Raw genomic sequence first — 17,096 nt, 5'->3', positions numbered from 1 at the left:
AGGACTCATGTACCTATCAAAACCTATTCTCAAGCAGAGCTTACCCCGCTTCGGTGTCGAGGTCTTCCTCCACGGTCGTAACATCGCTGGCCTCTTGCAGTTCCGCGGCTCGCTTGGGGTTACGTTTCGCAACCTTCTCAATGTAGACCTCCCGTTCGGCTGCCGAGATTTCCGAGGGCGCGCCCACCTTGGCTGCAATGAAGAACAGGGCGATTCCCCCAATCAGGACAAAGATCGAAGTCCATGTATTCAATCTGAGGCCGAGGATCTCTCGCGCTGCATCCAGCCTCATCGTTTCCATAATGATTCGCCCGATAGGGTAGGCAATCAAGTACATTGCCATTGCCTGCCCGGATTTGAGCGCAAACTTGCGCCCTATGAAAACGATGAGAGCGGCCATGGAAAGATTCCACAATGCCTCATAGAGGAACGTGGGATGGAAAAGGGTTCCTTCCGCATATCCGGGAGGAAGATGATTGACGTCGATCTCCAGGCCCCATGGGAGTGTGGTTGGGGACCCGAACAACTCCTGGTTGAAGTAGTTACCAAGGCGTCCCAACGCCTGCGCCACCAACAGTGCCGGAGCTACCGCGTCAGCAAATGGGCCAATCCTCTGCCCTGCTCTACGGAGTCCAATGATGGCTCCAATCGTGCCGAAACCAATAGCGCCAAAGATGGCCAGGCCACCCTCCCAGATCCGCAGGATGGCCCACGGGTCGGCGCCAGGCCCAAAGAACCCGGTGGGAGTTGTCACCACGTGGTACAAGCGGGCACCGACAATCCCGAACGGAATCGCCCACATGACCGTGTCGAGTACGACCTCGCCCTCGCCACCCTTAGCACGGTAGCGACTCCACGTGATCCACGTAGCAAGAATCATGGCTAACACCATGAAGATGCCGTACGCCCGCAGCGGGATGGGTCCAAGCCAGATCACCCCCACAGAAGGTGAAGGTATTGATGTTGGCAGTATGGCAGCTGCTTGGTGCAGCGCTGATGCAATCACTTAGTGTTCCCGGTCCCCTCTTTTAACTCACGTGCCAGGGCGCCCGCGTCTGCGAGGGCCCTGTCCCAGTCTTCATTTCCAAGTAGTTTCACAAACGCGGAGCCGACGATAACCCCGTCGGCATACTCCGCGATTTCTCGAGCCTGTTCGCCCGTGGAGACGCCGAGACCGACACAAACCAGTGGCGCCCCGGCTTCCCGACAACGCCTTACGAGGTCGCGCGCGGCGGAATCAACTACAGAACGCTGCCCCGTCACGCCCATTGTTGATGCTGCGTAAACCCAGGAGTTTGTTGCCTGGCTTATCAGTGCCAAACGTTCATCCGACGAGGACGGAGCGGCAAGAAAGACCCTCTCCAGATCATTCTCATCCGAAGCTGCCATCCACGGTCCCGCCTCTTCCGGGGGAAGGTCAGGCGTGATCAGCCCGGCGCCCCCTGACGCAGAGAACTCCTGTGCGAACCGCTCAACACCGTACCAGTGCACCGGGTTCCAGTACGTCATCGACAATGCGGGGGCGCCGGCACCATTTATCTCCCCAACCGCCCTGAAAAGGTCCTCTAGGTGCGTGCCGTTTTCCAGCGCGCGCACCACTGCCCGCTCAATGACTGGACCATCCATTCCCGGATCGGAGTAAGGAAACCCCAACTCGAAAATGTCGACACCATTTTCCACCAGTACCTTGGCAGCCTCAATCGACTTGTCCACGGTGGGATAACCCAGGGGTAGATACGCGATCAGTGCCGCGTTGCCATTATCCAGTTCCCGGCGAATCGCCTCTGCACTGTGCTTCACTTGTCATCCCCCAGTTCCGGGGCATCGCCACGATCCACCGAACGTCCGCCCTCGGCCGAAGGGTCGACCCTATCAAATGACGGCTCACCGAAACCAAACCACTGCGCCGCCGTCTCCATGTCTTTGTCGCCACGACCCGACAGGTTCACCAGGATGATTCGTTCCTCGTCGCGTCCCCCATCGACCCTCTTGCTCTCTTCCGCCCACTGCAGGGCTCCAGCGAGGGCGTGTGCCGACTCAATGGCAGGAATGATCCCTTCCGTGCGCGACAGACGAAGGAACGCCGCCATCGCCTCCTCGTCCGAGATTGGCACGTACACGGCCCTGCCATCGAGGGCCAGGGACGCGTGTTCCGGACCGACTCCGGGGTAGTCCAAGCCGGCTGAGATCGAGTGTGACGGCTTAGTCTGCCCATCTCGTTCTTGCAACACATAGGTGCGCGCGCCGTGAAGGATACCAATTTCGCCCTCGGCTATTGAAGAGGCGTGACGCCCGGTTTCGAAGCCGTCTCCCCCGGCCTCACACCCGACCAGCACTACGTCCTCGTCCTCCACAAACGGGGTGAACATACCGATGGCGTTGGATCCGCCACCCACGCAAGCGAACACTGCGTCCGGTAGGTGTCCCGTTGCTTCAAGTATCTGCCCGCGCGCCTCATCGCCGATAACCCGCTGCAGGTCGCGAACCATCCTGGGGAATGGATCCGGCCCGGAAGCCGTGCCGAAGATGTAGTTGGTGTCTGCAACGTTGGTGACCCAGTCGCGGAACGCCTCATTGACCGCATCCTTCAGGGTTTGACTCCCCTGCGTGACGGCGATGACCTCCGCCCCCAGTACCTGCATGCGTGCGACGTTAAGCGCCTGACGCTTAGTGTCTTCGTACCCCATGTAGACGGTGCAATCCAAGCCAAGTAGTGCCGCCGCGGTGGCAGTCGCAACGCCGTGCTGGCCCGCACCCGTCTCAGCAATGACACGCGTCTTGCCGAGCCTCTTCGTGAGGAGTGCCTGTCCGAGGACGTTGTTGATCTTGTGTGATCCGGTGTGATTCAGATCTTCACGCTTCAGGAAGATTCGCGCCCCGGTTCCCTCGGCAAACGACGGGACCTCCGTCAGCAGGGAAGGCCGGTTGGCGTACTCGTTGAGAAGTTTCTCGAAGTCACCTCGAAATTGGGGATCGTTCCATGCCGAGTGCCAAGCCTTCGCGACCTCATCCACAGCCCCTTGCAGAGGCTCTGCCACAAATCGGCCACCAAACTCACCAAAGTAGCGTTCGTCGTCAGAACTCACTATGCCTCTTCCCTTGCCCCTAAAACCCGCTTCTTACGATCTGTCAGCAGGGCTGGATGCGAACCCGCGCTGACCATGTCTGAGATCTGCTCCAATGGGGAGCGGCTGGTCACCAGGGCTTCTCCGACCAGCACAGAGTCGGCGCCAGCGAGGGCGTAGTCGAGGACGTCTCTGCTGGAACGTACCCCGGATTCGGCAACCGCCACCACGCTGGCGGGAATCACGTCAATGACCTCTTCGACCGTGCGAGGGTCAACGCTGAGATCCTTGAGGTTGCGGGCATTCACCCCAATCACTTCAGCCCCCGCGTCAAGTGCTTGGAACACCTCCAGTCGCGAGTGAGTCTCAACCAGCGGCGTCATCCCCAGTGACTTGGTGCGTTCTATCAGTGACACCAGGGCAGGCATTTCGAGTGCCGCAACAATCAGGAGCACCGCGTCGGCTCCGTAGGCACGTGCTTCATGCACCTGGTAGGGCGTGACAATGAAGTCCTTGCGCAGCACCGGGATATCCACCGCGCGACGCACTGCCGCGAGGTCCGCAAGCGAGCCGCCAAAACGCAACTCTTCAGTCAGCACCGACACCATGGACGCTCCGCCGGCCTCGTAGATCTGTGCGAGGGCAGCGGGATCGGGAATGTCTGCGAGCGCGCCCTTTGACGGTGAGCGTCGCTTTATCTCAGCGATTATGGATACTGCTCCCGGGCCGTCCCGAAGTGCAGAAACAACGTCCTTCGCCTGGGGCGCTGACGCTGCCTTCTGTTTGATCTCTTCGAGTGGCGTCTTGGCCTCTCTTTCCGACGCCTTCGAAACAACGCCGGCAATGATGTCTTCAAGGATTGTCATGTCAGCCCTCCTTCTTTGTTCGATGGTAGGCGCAACTTCGGATGTTACCTATTTTCGTCCGGGCACCGAAATCGTTCCACCCGCATCGAAACATGAGGTGGTACCGGTATGGCATGTTGGCCCATCGGGTAGAACCTGGAGCAGGAGTGCGTCGCCGTCGCAGTCGATTTCAGCGCTGACGAGGTGTAGGAAGTTGCCGGAGGTTTCCCCCTTCTTCCAGTATTCCCGCCGTGATCTTGACCAGAATGTCACCGCTTTGCTGTCCAGTGTCCTCGACAGTGCCTCATCGTCCATATAGCCAACCATGAGCACGCGCCCCGACGAAGAGTCCTGAATCACCGCGCATATCAGCCCGTCAGAGTCGCGTTTCAGCCGCGCTCCCAGCGCAGGCTCCAGGCTCAACGGGTACCACCGGAAACGTCGAAGCCAGCTTCGACCAGAGCTGTCTTCACTTCCTTCACTGTCACCGATCCGAAGTGGAAGACGGAGGCCGCGAGTACAGCGTCCGCTCCGACCTGTGCTGCCGCAACGAAGTCGGCGATCTTCCCGGCACCCCCAGAAGCGATGATCCCGTTGTCAACTGCGGCTCGAACGGTTCGGAGTAGATCCAGATCGTAGCCGCTTTGTACCCCGTCTTCGGCAATGGAGTTGAGCATGATCATCCCGGCGCCGCGTGCTTCAACATTCCGCGCCCAGTCGACGGCATCGATCCCTGTCCCACGCTTGCCGCCGTGGGTTGTCACCTCAAATCGGGGAGCCTGAGCGCCCTCGTCATTTGTCCTCACATCAAGGGAGACGACGACGGCTTCTGATCCGAACTCTTCAACCAGTTCATTCACGAGGTCTGGCCGGGCAAGGGCGGAGGTGTTGACAGAGATTCGGCTCGCCCCAAGGTCAAGAACGCGCTTGGCGTCCTCCACTGAGGAAATGCCTCCACCAACAACGATAGGAACACCCACGCCCTCTGCAGCCTCGGAGACAATTTGATCCATTGTGCGCTTACCAACCGTTGAGGCGGAGACGTCCAAGAAGACGACCTCGTCGGCTCCGCTGCGGTAGTACTCTTTCGCGAGATGCACGGCGTCCCCGGCATCCCTGAGTTCCTCAAACTTAACGCCCTTGACGACGCGTCCTTCAGACATGTCGAGGCAGGGAATTACTTCAATCATCTTGGCCATGGTGGTCCCCCTTGGGGTCTATTGCCCCGCGCTTCCAGCGAGGTCATCAGTGGTCGCTTCGGTTCCTGATGCCGGCATGGCACCGAGGATATCGATAACAACGAAAAGCGTATCCGCACCTGTTGCCATCTCGGCTGGAATGGTCACGGCAAGCCTGCTACCCACCCGTTGGTCTACAAGCGCGTCTCGGATTCCTGGCATGGCGTCCTCGAGGGACACCATCGAGGGCGAACCTGTCGCCCACGTGGAAGCAACAGTTTGGCCGTCATTCCAGTTCCCAGCAAGGTATTGGGCCACGACAACATCGCCGCTCTCCACCTGTGGGCCCGTTCCTTCATTGAGAACCTGAACAACCAGGCCATCCGGGGGGTCACCGGGAGCGTGCGAAACCACGGGTCCCATGTCCGTGAAACTCACTGACAGTGGACCGGACGCATCTGCGCCCTGAGGTCCGCTGGCAATCGTGTAGAGGACATCGACAACGTCGATCTCCGTGTCCCCACCCTCCAGCGGGCGTGCAAGAAGTAGTCGAGACCCTTCGGTCGACCCGATCAGCACGCGACTCAACAGCGCACCAAGGTCGTCCTCGTTCGCGGCGCTCAGGATCAGGTTGGGGGCGCCCCCAGGGTTAATGTTCTCTCCGGTCTTACCGTCGTAGGCAGTAACTGAAACCAAGACAGGACTGTCCTCTGTGATCTCTCGACCTGCGCCGCGGAACTCTACTCGTAGTTTTGCCGACGCCACATCCACGGGTCCCGAGGTGGTAACAACGGGGGTCGAGCCTTGCCGTCCAGAGACAGCAATGGCGTCCAAAGGTCCCTCAACTGTGAGAACCGCAGGCTGAGCCAGCCGCGATAGAACGAGGCCGCCTGATACCAACGCAACAGCCACAACTACGCTGACAACTGCTATGCCGATCCCCCACCATGAGCGTGATCTGCGACCACGACGCTGTCGGCTGGCCCGTGTGGGGCGTTGAGGAATCGGTGCACTCTTCACTTCGGGCTTGTCCACAACCTTCGGCACCTCTTCAGGAACGCGCCCATTTGCAGATTCGAGCGCGCCGCCGTGATGCACGGCTCTGCGGGAAGGATATGGATTCGACATAGCTCTGTTTTAGTCCCGGCTCATCCTTGCGACAAGCTCATCAACTCTTTCATCCTGCGTGGCAAATGGATCCTGTAAGGCTACCAGCGTGCCGGTGCCTTCAAGGCGGAGATTCACCCAGTCCACACCCAGGTCCCGCCTGGAGGCTTGAGCTGCGGCTATCGCAGCTGCTCGTAAGACTGCACGGGTCGTGGCTGGCGGGGAATCAACGGCTGTGCTGACCTGCTCCTTGCTGGTCAACCGCACCATCGCGCCGCTTGCCTCTAGTCTGGGAGCCAGACCGCCACCGGTTATGTCATGGTATGCAAGCATCAGCCTTGCGATGCGTGCATCGCCTAGCTCGGCGCCTGTTCGCGCAATATACGCATCGATCAGGCGCCTCTTGATTGCGTAGTCAATCTCCGTGTCAATGCCACTCCAGTCACGCGAGTCAATCGCATTCAGGGCCCGCTCCCAGAGGTCGAGAAGGTACGAGTACAGCTCTGACACTTCCTCATTGTCCAGGGCCTTGAGCGCGCGCCGCCTGATCTCCCTCTGGATCTGCGCGGCTGACAATCGTCTGCCGTCGCTGAGCTCAATGGTCTGGCGCCCATCCAAATCAAGACTGATTCGGCGAATTGCCTCCATTGGGTCTGCAAGTGCGAGGTCAGAGAAGTCTGTTCCCATCTCCATCGCATGCAACACCACGTCCGTGCTGGCAACTTTGAGAGCAGTGGTGGGCTCAGCGATATTGGTGTCGCCGACTATGACGTGGAGGCGCCGGTACGAGGTCGAGTCTGACAGGGGTTCGTCGCGGGTGTTGATAATTGGCCGCGACCTCGTTGTTGCCCCAGAAAGTGCGTCGTGCATCTGCGCTGCGCGTGCAGACAGGGAGTAGCGGACTGTGCCGTCTTCGTCGTGGACCAGTGCGCCGCTCCCCGCAATTATCTGTCGTGTGACAAAGAACGCGATGAGGGCGTCGGCCATCTCACGGAAGTCCCGGCTTCGTCGCAAGAGGTAGTTCTCGTGGCACCCGAAGGAGTTTCCGGCCGAGTCCAAGTTGTTTGCAAAAAGGTGAACTTCACCCGCCACACCGGCCGCAGCCAACTGGCTGTTGGCTTGTGTTGCCATGTCGGCAAGGATTGTAGAACCTGCGCGCACCTGCGCCAAGAGATCCCACAGGGCGGAGCATTCCGCTGTCGCATACTCGGGGTGGGCGCCCACATCTAGGTAGAGACGCCCCCCGTTGGTGAGGAAAACATTGGTTGATCGTCCCGCTTTGACGAGGGGCTCAAAAAGGACGCGCGCCGTCTCTTCGGGACCCAGGGGAGGTGTCCCACCGACCGTGGAAGCACAGTTCAGCCCATATTCGGTCTCGATACCGAAGATACGTCGTTGCACCTACTGGCCACCCTTTTGAACAAACCCTTGAACGAACGACTCGGCATTTTGCTCAAGGACCACATCAATCTCATCAAGGATGGAATCGAGTGGGTTGACCTGGACTTGGCCCCCGAGGCCCCCGTCCTCGTCATCTTCGAAATCATCGCCGCTACCGCCATACACGTTAGTTTGTGCCATCTTCGTTCCCTTCCGCCCTCAAGCTTACGTTTGCTGTGTTTTAACTAGTCAACCGGGGAGTCGGCAACCGGTTCGACCAGCGGTGTTCGGATTAAGCGCGCGCCGTCCTCGTCCTCGGTAACAAGCGACGTCCAAGAAGCTTGGACCAGGCGCTCATCATCCCTGACTGCAGCGCCGCGCGCGGCCGCCCTCGTCCCAGACGGAGGGTTGTCCGCAGCCCACTCGACCTGGTCTTGAGTGAAGAGGCTCTCCACCATTCCGGCCCGCTGCAGTGCGCCAACTAGGGACTTGTGGGGACGTAGATCAGACCACTGCAGGTCCATTGCGATAATGCGAGCATCATCCCACTGCGCACCAAGGCGCTTCCGCTGCCGCTCAAGCAGAGCGTACTTACCAACCCACTCCACCTCGGCGGCGGCCGCAAGGAAGTCATGCTCCAAGGTATCGAGCGTCCTCCCCCACCGCTCAATCACCAGTTGATCCACCGCGCTCAGTCTGCCCTCCAACCCAGTCTGCACGAGGGCGAGGTAGCGTCGCTGCACCTGTAGCGCAGTCATGGACTCACCTGAACGGAGGTTGAGGGGGCGGCGCAGAGTTAGGTCTTGGGAAACCTCGTGGACCGCCTCCACAGGATTATCCAAGTCCAGGTTCTCCCACTCCATGGTCGTGCCGACCTCGATGGCTCGCAAAACCAGCGAAGTGCTTCCAAACCGCAGGAGGGCGGAAACATCAAACAGGTTCGCATCTCCCCCAATCACGTGGATTCGCCGCCAGTAGTGGTGGTTGGCGTGGGGTTCGTCGCGGGTGTTGAAGATCGGACGGTTGAACGTAGTCTCCAGCCCGATGTCATTCTCGACGTAGTCGGCACGCTGGGAAATCTGGAACCCCGCACGCTCAGAATGCTGGCCGATCCCCACCCGTCCGCTCCCGCAGAAGATTTGCCGCGTGGCTAGGAAAGGTATTGAGAAGCGGATCAGGTCGTCTAGGTCTGCCGTGCGTTCAACCTGGTAGTTCTCATGTGCCCCGTAGGTTGCTCCCTTGCCGTCAACGTTGTTCTTGACGAACACCAGTGGCGATTCACCGGCCTCGTCCCTAAGGCGCATGACGCGTCGGGCAATCTCATCCCCCGCCTTGTCCCACAGGACGGCGTCCAGTGCCGTCAGCGTCTCCGGAGACGAGTACTCGGGGTGTGCGTGGTCGACGTAAAAGCGCGCGCCGTTAGGAAGGACTATGGCGGAAGGAGCCAGCAGGCGCCGCTGCGCTTCGGTTGGCATCGGCAGGCTTTCCGACCCGCCGGAGGGAGCCAAATGGTAGGGGTCATCCGTCAGAAGTGATGGATCCGCATTTGCCCGGTCCAGCCTCATTCCGCGGATGTCGTTGAGGGGATCCTCGCCGCGATAGTCCCAACCAACTGCGGGAAGGGGGGCGCGATAGGCCTTGGCGTAAGTTGTTACGGCCTCCGTTGACATGACAATGGGGTTCGCGTGGGGATTACCGGGTTCGTACACCCCGTACTCAGTTTCCGTACCGATGACGCGCGGCTGCGCGCTGCTCTTGCTCATTCGTCCTCCAAACCTCCGGGGTGGAAAGTCAACCTGCGGGTTCCTAGTGGTTGCCCAGCGGGACAACAGCGGAGACTTCCCCACCACGAAGTCCAACGGTACGCGCCCACTCATCCGGACTGGTAGTTGACGCCAGTTCCAGCGATTCTCGCATCTCTTCTTCAACGCCTTTGAGGACGAGGGCGGTGGACAATCCCCCCTCACCGCTCTCAAGCGACTCTTTGATCGCCATCTTCTTGGCTCTCTCCACGGTGCCTGCAATCATCGCTCCCGAGATGAGGTCACAGGGGTAGAGGATCTCCGTCTTGCCGTCGGCTAGACGGATTTCGAAGAGGGCTTCGGCCGGATCTTTGGAGTAGAGCCGGTCGAGGGCGCGTTCGATCATGGTTGTGACAGCGGCCTGCGCCGAACCCTCCTTTGCGATCATTTCACCCGCTATGGGCAGATCCGGCGTGAGGTACTTGGTGAAGATGTCGTGTGCTTGACGGCGGTTGGGCCTGTCAATGCGGATGCGAACATCAAGCCTGCCGGGTCGCAGAACAGCTGGGTCAATCATGTCTGGCCGGTTCGACGCCCCGATCACCACCACGTTCTCCATTGCCTCAAGGCCATCCATTTCGGCTAGGAGCTGGGGAACGATCATGGTTTCCACATCTGAGGAAATACCGCTGCCACGGGTGCGGAACAGCGCCTCCATCTCATCGAAGAAGACCACCACGGGAACATCTGTGGAAGCCAGGGCACGCGCCCTCGTGAAAATGGCCCGAATGTGCCTCTCAGTCTCACCAACAAACTTGTTGAGCAGCTCTGGGCCCTTAATGGATATGAAGTATGTCTTTTGCTCATGTTCGGCGGACAGAGAAGTAGCCACCGCCTTGGCGATGAGGGTCTTACCAGATCCGGGAGGGCCGTAGAGCAGGATACCCCGCGGAGGTCGCAAATCGTAGCGGCGATACAGTTCCGGATGGGTGAAAGGCAGTTCGATCGCGTCACGGACCTGGGCGATCTGCTCATCAAGACCACCGATGTCGGAGTAAGAAACGTCGGGAACCTCTGGCGTCAGCAGATCTTCCACATCTGTGCGCACCACGCGTTCAAAAGCGAACCCAGAGCGGAGATCGCACATGACGTTGTCGCCGGTTTTCAGTGCACCGTGGCGAAGTGGCCCCGCAAGGTAAACGACGTGGTCGCCACCGTTATTTGAAGTGACGAGGGCGCGGTCGGTGCCGATGATCTCCAAGACCGAGGTGAGAGTGCCATCGCGGGGGAATCCCAGCGGCTCAGCCACGGTCATGCGTTCGTCGATGCGCAGAAGAACACCGGGACTCAGTGTGGAGAAGTCCATGTCCGGCGCTGTTGCGAGGCGCATGCGCCGGGTCCCGATCAGCGCCTCAACCTCAAGGGTGAGGGGGTGGGTCGACACAAGGATCCCGATGGTCGAGGGCGGACGGTTCAGCAGGTCAACCTGGCCCTGCAGGTCTGTGATCTGCTTGCGGGCCCGCAGGAGGGCGTCGGTGAGGTTTGCATTCTTCTCTTCCAGTCCCGCAACCTGCAGCCTCAGGCCCGGAATGGTTGGATCAACCATTATCCGCCTCCTTGTCTTCAAGCCAAACGTTTGCGCGCGCCTCTACGTCACGACGGAGCCTTCGCAGCTTCTTGGCGTTGGGAGTGCGCAGTCCCAGTGATTCATCATCCCACTGGGTCACTTCGTCCCACTCCCCTCCTTTACCTTCAGCCGCGGGTGCCGGCCTCGAGGAGAGCACATGTGAGGTCGCAGCCGGTGCAAGGCGGCGGGCAACAACCAGGAAACCGGTGTGTCCAATCATCCTGTGATCAGGGCGAACAGAGAGCCCTTCGACGTGCCACGACCGCACCATTGACTCCCAGGAATAAGGCTCAGAAAATTCCCCGCTCTTGCGCAATGCTTCAACAACCCGCGACATTTGCGGCACGGTGGCAACATAGGACAGGAACACCCCTCCAGGTTCCAGTACGCGCGCTGCCCCATCGACGAAATCCCATGGATTAAGCAGGTCCAGGAGGACACGGTCGTAGAAGTGTGGCTCAGCTTCTCCGAGGGCGACTCCGACGTCGGCCACTTCGATCTCCCACGCGGGGTGCCTACCCCCGAACCAAAGGTCAACGTTGGCTGCTGCGATAGCCGCGAACTCCTCACGTACCTCAACCGAGTGTAGGTATCCAGTCGGGCCGATAGCGCTCAACAGGGATGCTGAGAGAGCCCCTGATCCGACGCCTGACTCCAGGACTCTGGCGCCGGGAAAAATGTCTGCCATCGCGACTATTTGGGCGGCATCTTTGGGGTAGATGATCGCTGCGCCCCGAGGCATGGAGAGCGTGTAGTCCGAGAGAAGAGGACGGAGGACTTGGAATGTTTTCCCGTCCTCGACCTCAACAACCTGACCGTCAGGCTTACCCAACACCAGGTCGTGGTCGAGCGTGCCACGGTTGGTCTGGAATCTTCCGCCAGGCACCAGGGTAATGGTGTGCAACCGACCCTTGGGGTCTGTCACCTGCACCTTGTCACCGGGACGCAGTGGCCCGCGACGCCGTGCTGGGCCTAAAGACTCCGGATGGTTGCTGCCTGTGGTCATTTTCGTCCATTCAAGTACTAGGGTTCATTACCAACTCTACCCAGGGGATCTGTGTTGGCCAGATGCGTCCGCTCACTGTGTAGCCCCGAGGCATTAGAGTTGCGATATGTCACGTCCCCCCGCCCTCTCGGCGTCGCGCGCCAAGGAATACCAGCAGTGCCCTCTAAAGTTCCGTTACTCCGTGGTGGACGGCCTGCGCCAGCCGCCGACTGAAGCAACGGTCAAGGGAACGGTGGTTCACAAGGTCTTGGAGGACCTTTTCACTTTGCCAGCCGCAGAGCGCACCCCGGCCACTGCTCAAGAGATGCTTCCCACAGCGTGGGAGTACGTACTGGACAGGGACGAGGCCGCCCGGGATCTGTTTGAAGACCCGCGGGCGGCGGCACAGGGACAGGACGACACCGCAACACTTCTTGGCAACTACTTCCGGATGGAGCGCCCCGAGAACCTCGCCCCCAAAGGTCGCGAGCAGTTCGTGGACGCACGGCTGTCATCCGGCGTTCTTCTGAGAGGGATTATTGACCGCATCGATGAGGCCCCCGATGGTGCGCTGCGGGTGGTGGATTACAAGACTGGCCGCACTCCATCCCCCAGGTTCATGGAGGATGCCCTCTTCCAAATGCGTTTCTATGCGCTGCTTCTGCGCCAGGCGTGGCGAATTCCCCGACGGACCCAGTTGCTGTACCTGCGCGGTGAGGATGTTCTCACTCTGGATCCGGACCCTCGGAGCATCGACGAGTTTGAGGGGTCCGTGAACCAGCTTTGGGACCGCATCGAGGGCGATGCCCGCAGGGAACAGTTTGCACCGCGCACCTCGAAGCTGTGTGGTTGGTGCGCGTTCCAGAAGCAGTGCCCAGCGTTCGGCGGTGTGCTTGCGCCGCCACCCGCAGACGGCCTCGAGCGCCTCCTTGCGGTACGGGTGGTTGACCCGGCACAACGGCAACCTTAGGGACCCGTCCCTCAGTCGTCCAACCAGTCAACAACGCTTCCAGCAGCGATCTCTTCCAGGAGCGGAATGTTCAGATCTGCTGCAGAACCTATCCTTGAGAGCCCCTCCTGTGCGGGTAGCGGAACAATGCAGGGTATCGCAACGACGCGTGTTCCAGCAGCAAGCCCAGATCCAATACCCGACGGCGAATCCTCCAGAACCACGCACCCGGCAGGGTCAACGCCTAACAGCTGTGCCGCGCGCAAGTAGGGCTCCGGATCTGGCTTGTGATTCTCCACGTCATTGGCAGTGACCACCGCGTCGAACGTTCCCTCTGGGAGACGGCTCAGGAAAGCCTCCACCATTGGTCGGACCGAAGATGTCACCAAAGCCACCGGAACTCCCGAGGCCTTCAAGTCCGCAAATAGCTCAGAAACACCTGGCCGAAGTTCGGCCTGCCCAGAAGCTATTGCGTTGATCATGTACCGCACTAAGTACCCGAAGATCTCATCATGGGACTCTCCAGATCCTGTCACTTTGGATAGCTTCAACGTGGTGGTTTTAGCTGAACCACCCACCAGGTCCATGGAATCCTCTGCACCCCAGCTCTTGTTGAACTGACTCACGTAAGATCTCTCGGCCTCGAACCATAGGGGCTCGGTGTCAGCAACGGTGCCGTCCATGTCGAAGAGTACGGCTTGAAGGGGCGAAGTGAGTTCTGTACGCAAGAGAAACCCTAAGAGACTAGCCCAGCCAACGGCTGGAGGACGCCAACAATCAGCAGGATCGCAACAAGTGCGGCGAAGCAGAGGCGGTAAATCACGAATGGTTCGAACGACTTGGTGGTCACAAGCTTCAGGAACCAGACGATCACCAAGTAACCAACGACAAAAGCGACCAGTGTGGCGAGGATGGTGGGGCCCCAGCCAACGGCCTGTTCATCACCAAAGGCTTTGAATGCTTTGTAGAAGCCGGAGGCGAAGACCGCCGGCAATGCGAGGAGGAACGAGTAGCGGGCCGCCGCTTCACGTGTGAAACCCATGAGGCGTCCCGCGGTTATTGTCCCGCCCGAACGCGAGACACCCGGAATCAGTGCTAGTGCCTGAGCAAAACCAAACGCAACCGCCTGACCCCACGTCATCTTGTCCAGAGTGTTGACTCGTCGTCCCACACGGTCGGCCCACCCCAAGAGCAAGCCAAATGCAGCAAGCATGAACACGGTGATCCACAGGTTACGGAAAGTGGTGTCAATCCAACTCTCCAGAAGGAGTCCAAGGACGGCGATAGGCAGCGACCCAACGATGATCATCCACCCCATCCGCACATCCGGATCAGAAGACTTGATGCGACTCTCTTTACTGATGAAAGGCAACGACATCCACCATCGAGAAATGATGCGGACAATGTCCTTCCAAAAGTAGATCAACACCGCGGTCTCAGTACCAATTTGAGTGATCGCGGTGAATCCGGCACCCGGGTCACCTGCACCAATCAACTCGCCGACAACCCGCAGGTGCGCAGAAGATGAAATCGGAAGGAATTCCGTCAGACCCTGAACCAGGCCCATTATGAGCGCTTCTAGCCAATCCATTACCTCAGCCTATCCCGGACCCGCACTGCCAATACGTCCTCACAACGTACTATGGAGCACATGGAAATCCGTCGTCTTGGCCAGCGTGGGCTGGCTGTGTCCGCACTGGGATTGGGGACCCTCACCTGGGGTCGAGATACCGATGACTTCGAAGCGGCCGGAATGCTCGCCTCCTATCTGGAATCGGGAGGCACCACACTCGATGTTCCTTCCGACTGGGCCAGCCCCACCTTCGAAGGTCGGGTAAGGGCAGTGGGTGCCGCAATCTCTGGTGGCCTGCGCGAACAGCTTGTCGTGATCCTTCACTCCGGCAACCTCGCGGAACCGACCGTAGGTGCCCTCAACGCAACTTCACACCAATCCATCGGTCGCCTCGGACCCAAGGCATCAAAGCGCAATCTCCTAGCCTCACTAGACGCCGCACTCACCGACCTCGGCACCGATCATGTTGATCTCTGGGTCCTCCACGGACCACGCCAGGGTATCCCGATCGATGAAATGCGTGAGGCCGCCCAGTTTGCCCTTGCAACAGGACGTACACTCTACGTTGGGGCAGCAGACCTTAGTCAATGGGATTTGGGTGCACTAACAACCGTTGCCCCCGGGCAGGAACCCTTCTCCGCCCTCGCGGCCCCCTTCTCCCTGTTGGACTCATCACCGCGGACCACAACTATGCGGCGCGGCAGTGAAAGCGGTCTGGGGTTCATTGCCCTCAACCCCCTGGCCCAAGGCGTTCTTACCGGGAAGTATCGACACTCCACACCGCCGGACTCGAGGGCGGCCACAAGCCACCTTGCTTCACTTGTCGAGCCGTACCTGACCCAGCGTCATGCCCGCGTCGTGGAGGCGGTCGCCCGCGCAGCAGGTGGCCTTGACACAACCCCCGCCCAGATTTCATTGGCATGGATTCTGGCTCAACCCCAGGTCTCCACCGCAATTGTCGGACCCCGCAACACCAGACAACTCGATGCCATCTTGGATGAGCCTGTTCTATCGCTGCAACGCGAACTGCGCGACGTCCTCACAGAAGTGGCGATCGCGTAGAAGGGTCGGACTCAGGGACCGCCGACCCAACCGACCAGACTTGGCGAAGCTGAAATGCCTTTCGGGCTTCCTCTTCAGCGTCGAGGGCGTCCCCAACCTGAAAGTCGAGAACGTCGTCGTCAGTCTTCGTCCAAGAGGTCTGCCACAGAATCCTCCTGGTCGTCGAGGGCGTCTTCTTCATCGTCATCGTCACCATCGTCAAGGTCGTCAAGCAGCTCAATTGGTAGTTCGACGCCGTAACTAGTGAAGAGTGCGTCATCATAGGTAAACAGTGCATCCTGCAGACGCAACTCAGCATCCTCCAGGATCGCAGGTGCAACCACGTCGGCATTACGCGCCATTTCAAAGTGATGTTCCAGCGCAGCTACCAAACGACTGAGTGCTGTTCCTGCTTCATTAGCCATACGCTTTACCCTAGCCGAGATCCCGGCAGGGTAAACACCCCTTACGGAAGTCCCAGCTGGGAGCGAATGACAGAGATCATTAGGTCAGTACCCTTGATCTCTGCGGTCTCTTCGGCACCAACAATGCGTGTTGCGCCCTCGCCATCAAAAAGCTGCGAGGCACCGTGGGTTGGACCCAGTGGAAGAACCACCCAGTCGCGTTTCGGCTGGTACGTCGCCTCCGGATCTCCGCCCTCGATCTGTGAGGCAATATTCGCGATCACGACACGAGCCTGGCTACGTGCAGCATCGGCCCGTTTTGATTCGAGAATGTCCGTGATGTCGCCAAGCGCGTAAGTGTGGTCATGGCCCGCAACCTGAAGGGTAGGAAGGACACGCACGGTGCCACCCTCAGTCAGTGCGTCCTCATAATCTGTGCCGCGCAGATAGCCTGTGACCGGGGTGGCCCCATAGCACTGGAACCATACGTCGCCCGTCACGGCTTCGCCACCAGTGGTTTCGACCTCGAATCGGCCTAGAGTTCCCGCAGGGGTCGGAGGTAGGAAGGCCAGCTTCGCGCCCGTGGTCACCTTGACCCCCAGCTCCGCAACCTGGTCTTTGATCGTCTTGCGGAACTCGGGGGTGTAGCCCGGGGATGCGAGGATGTCGTCTGCGGCCTCAATGATCTCTATCTGCATGTCCGGGAAGGCTTCACGCAGCTCCCCCGCTAACTCCAAACCCACGGTTCCGCCGCCCACCAACACTGCCTTCTCAGCACTGTCCAAGCCCGCACGCAGTTCCCGCAGGCGGTGCTTGGCAATGGCGCTCTGCGCAGTGATGTGCTTAGCGGGGAAAGGATATGTTGACCCCGTAGCCAAAACGACGTAGTCCGCGGTGAGCGGCTCCTGCCCATAAATGTGAACGGTGTTGCCATCAACCCGCGAAACGTTGCCCTGCACGACGGTGCCGCGGTTAAGAAGGTATGAGTAAGGCATAAAAATCGCCTGTTCCCATACGTCATCCACCGCTGCTCGCAACGCTGCGGCATGGTGGACAAATCGATCATTGCGTTCGACAAGAATGACATCCGCGACGGGATCCAAGCCCTTGGCAACGGTGATACCGCCGTATCCGCCGCCAATCACGATTACACGAGCCATGTCGGCCCTCCCTGCAGGTTCTCTAGTTAGGTAGCTTTTC

General features: G+C 59.7%; 18 protein-coding genes. 2 read left to right on the top strand and 16 right to left on the bottom strand.

All coding sequences use genetic code 11. The annotated features are described in order from the left end of the window. Positions 1–40: 40 nt before the first annotated feature. From lgt to H2O65_RS04860, 12 genes are read right to left on the bottom strand one after another with little or no spacing between them, the layout of a single operon-like run. On the bottom strand, positions 41–1,006 hold the full coding sequence (gene lgt, locus H2O65_RS04915; RefSeq protein WP_259349586.1) for a prolipoprotein diacylglyceryl transferase: 966 nt from the start codon (positions 1,004–1,006) through the stop codon (positions 41–43). Beyond that, positions 1,003–1,800: a tryptophan synthase subunit alpha gene (gene trpA, locus H2O65_RS04910; protein ID WP_182142528.1), complete on the bottom strand. Its 798-nt coding sequence runs from the start codon at positions 1,798–1,800 to the stop codon at positions 1,003–1,005. Before trpA ends, lgt begins: the two co-directional genes overlap by 4 nt. Continuing rightward, the gene (gene trpB, locus H2O65_RS04905) at positions 1,797–3,086 is read right to left on the bottom strand and encodes a tryptophan synthase subunit beta (protein WP_398397175.1); all 1,290 of its coding nucleotides are present in this window, start codon (positions 3,084–3,086) and stop codon (positions 1,797–1,799) included. The genes trpA and trpB overlap by 4 nt, the downstream gene beginning before the upstream one ends. After that, on the bottom strand, positions 3,086–3,931 hold the full coding sequence (trpC, locus tag H2O65_RS04900; protein WP_182142527.1) for an indole-3-glycerol phosphate synthase TrpC: 846 nt from the start codon (positions 3,929–3,931) through the stop codon (positions 3,086–3,088). The genes trpB and trpC overlap by 1 nt, the downstream gene beginning before the upstream one ends. Positions 3,932–3,979: 48 nt before the next feature. Next, complete coding sequence (gene hisI / locus H2O65_RS04895; protein ID WP_182142526.1) at positions 3,980–4,333, bottom strand: phosphoribosyl-AMP cyclohydrolase; 354 nt, start codon at positions 4,331–4,333, stop codon at positions 3,980–3,982. Beyond that, positions 4,330–5,109: an imidazole glycerol phosphate synthase subunit HisF gene (gene hisF, locus H2O65_RS04890; RefSeq protein ID WP_182142525.1), complete on the bottom strand. Its 780-nt coding sequence runs from the start codon at positions 5,107–5,109 to the stop codon at positions 4,330–4,332. The genes hisI and hisF overlap by 4 nt, the downstream gene beginning before the upstream one ends. 18 nt (positions 5,110–5,127) lie before the next feature. Further along, positions 5,128–6,216: an FKBP-type peptidyl-prolyl cis-trans isomerase gene (locus H2O65_RS04885; protein ID WP_182142524.1), complete on the bottom strand. Its 1,089-nt coding sequence runs from the start codon at positions 6,214–6,216 to the stop codon at positions 5,128–5,130. Positions 6,217–6,225: 9 nt separating this feature from the next. Then, complete coding sequence (pafA, locus tag H2O65_RS04880) at positions 6,226–7,596, bottom strand: Pup--protein ligase (protein ID WP_182142523.1); 1,371 nt, start codon at positions 7,594–7,596, stop codon at positions 6,226–6,228. Further along, positions 7,597–7,776: a ubiquitin-like protein Pup gene (locus H2O65_RS04875; RefSeq protein ID WP_182142522.1), complete on the bottom strand. Its 180-nt coding sequence runs from the start codon at positions 7,774–7,776 to the stop codon at positions 7,597–7,599. Positions 7,777–7,820: 44 nt separating this feature from the next. Continuing rightward, positions 7,821–9,338 (bottom strand): depupylase/deamidase Dop, encoded by a 1,518-nt coding sequence (dop, locus tag H2O65_RS04870; protein WP_182142521.1) that lies wholly within the window; start codon positions 9,336–9,338, stop codon positions 7,821–7,823. Between the two features lie 43 nt (positions 9,339–9,381). Beyond that, complete coding sequence (gene arc / locus H2O65_RS04865) at positions 9,382–10,923, bottom strand: proteasome ATPase (RefSeq protein WP_182142520.1); 1,542 nt, start codon at positions 10,921–10,923, stop codon at positions 9,382–9,384. After that, a complete protein-coding gene (locus H2O65_RS04860; RefSeq protein ID WP_182142519.1) occupies positions 10,916–11,950 on the bottom strand; it encodes a tRNA (adenine-N1)-methyltransferase in 1,035 nt (344 codons plus the stop codon). Before H2O65_RS04860 ends, arc begins: the two co-directional genes overlap by 8 nt. Before the next feature lie 106 nt (positions 11,951–12,056). Between H2O65_RS04860 and H2O65_RS04855 the strand changes: the two genes are divergently transcribed. Then, complete coding sequence (locus H2O65_RS04855; RefSeq protein ID WP_182142518.1) at positions 12,057–12,899, top strand: PD-(D/E)XK nuclease family protein; 843 nt, start codon at positions 12,057–12,059, stop codon at positions 12,897–12,899. A gap of 11 nt (positions 12,900–12,910) precedes the next feature. Here the strand turns inward: H2O65_RS04855 and H2O65_RS04850 are convergent, their stop codons facing one another. Continuing rightward, the gene (locus H2O65_RS04850) at positions 12,911–13,606 is read right to left on the bottom strand and encodes an HAD family phosphatase (protein ID WP_182142517.1); all 696 of its coding nucleotides are present in this window, start codon (positions 13,604–13,606) and stop codon (positions 12,911–12,913) included. An 8-nt stretch (positions 13,607–13,614) separates the two neighbouring features. Continuing rightward, the gene (locus H2O65_RS04845; RefSeq protein ID WP_182142516.1) at positions 13,615–14,469 is read right to left on the bottom strand and encodes an undecaprenyl-diphosphate phosphatase; all 855 of its coding nucleotides are present in this window, start codon (positions 14,467–14,469) and stop codon (positions 13,615–13,617) included. A gap of 60 nt (positions 14,470–14,529) precedes the next feature. Here H2O65_RS04845 and H2O65_RS04840 point away from each other — a divergent pair, with 60 nt between their 5' ends. Continuing rightward, positions 14,530–15,513, top strand: a complete 984-nt coding sequence (locus H2O65_RS04840) for an aldo/keto reductase (RefSeq protein WP_182142515.1) — start codon at positions 14,530–14,532, stop codon at positions 15,511–15,513. A 119-nt stretch (positions 15,514–15,632) separates the two neighbouring features. On the opposite strand, the gene H2O65_RS04835 is transcribed toward H2O65_RS04840, so the two are convergent. Both H2O65_RS04835 and H2O65_RS04830 read right to left on the bottom strand, forming a co-directional pair. Continuing rightward, positions 15,633–15,917, bottom strand: a complete 285-nt coding sequence (locus H2O65_RS04835; RefSeq protein WP_182142514.1) for a DNA primase — start codon at positions 15,915–15,917, stop codon at positions 15,633–15,635. Positions 15,918–15,958: 41 nt separating this feature from the next. Beyond that, positions 15,959–17,056, bottom strand: coding sequence for an FAD-dependent oxidoreductase (locus tag H2O65_RS04830; protein WP_182142513.1), 1,098 nt, complete (start codon positions 17,054–17,056; stop codon positions 15,959–15,961). Between the last annotated feature and the right edge of the window lie 40 nt (positions 17,057–17,096).

This window comes from Schaalia sp. JY-X169, assembly GCF_014069575.1.
Classification (GTDB): Bacteria; Actinomycetota; Actinomycetes; order Actinomycetales; family Actinomycetaceae; genus Scrofimicrobium.
This window is presented reverse-complemented; position numbering and strand designations above follow the sequence as displayed.

What these genes read in the sequence shown, in the direction of transcription:
- trpC (WP_182142527.1), bottom strand. Translation starts at nt 3,931, where the DNA reads ATGACAATCCTTGAAGACATCATTGCCGGCGTTGTTTCGAAGGCGTCG.
- hisF (WP_182142525.1), bottom strand. Translation starts at nt 5,109, where the DNA reads ATGGCCAAGATGATTGAAGTAATTCCCTGCCTCGACATGTCTGAAGGA.
- H2O65_RS04885 (WP_182142524.1), bottom strand. Translation starts at nt 6,216, where the DNA reads ATGTCGAATCCATATCCTTCCCGCAGAGCCGTGCATCACGGCGGCGCG.
- H2O65_RS04875 (WP_182142522.1), bottom strand. Translation starts at nt 7,776, where the DNA reads ATGGCACAAACTAACGTGTATGGCGGTAGCGGCGATGATTTCGAAGAT.
- dop (WP_182142521.1), bottom strand. Translation starts at nt 9,338, where the DNA reads ATGAGCAAGAGCAGCGCGCAGCCGCGCGTCATCGGTACGGAAACTGAG.
- arc (WP_182142520.1), bottom strand. Translation starts at nt 10,923, where the DNA reads ATGGTTGATCCAACCATTCCGGGCCTGAGGCTGCAGGTTGCGGGACTG.
- H2O65_RS04860 (WP_182142519.1), bottom strand. Translation starts at nt 11,950, where the DNA reads ATGACCACAGGCAGCAACCATCCGGAGTCTTTAGGCCCAGCACGGCGT.
- H2O65_RS04855 (WP_182142518.1), top strand. Translation starts at nt 12,057, where the DNA reads ATGTCACGTCCCCCCGCCCTCTCGGCGTCGCGCGCCAAGGAATACCAG.
- H2O65_RS04845 (WP_182142516.1), bottom strand. Translation starts at nt 14,469, where the DNA reads ATGGATTGGCTAGAAGCGCTCATAATGGGCCTGGTTCAGGGTCTGACG.
- H2O65_RS04840 (WP_182142515.1), top strand. Translation starts at nt 14,530, where the DNA reads ATGGAAATCCGTCGTCTTGGCCAGCGTGGGCTGGCTGTGTCCGCACTG.
- H2O65_RS04835 (WP_182142514.1), bottom strand. Translation starts at nt 15,917, where the DNA reads ATGGCTAATGAAGCAGGAACAGCACTCAGTCGTTTGGTAGCTGCGCTG.
- H2O65_RS04830 (WP_182142513.1), bottom strand. Translation starts at nt 17,056, where the DNA reads ATGGCTCGTGTAATCGTGATTGGCGGCGGATACGGCGGTATCACCGTT.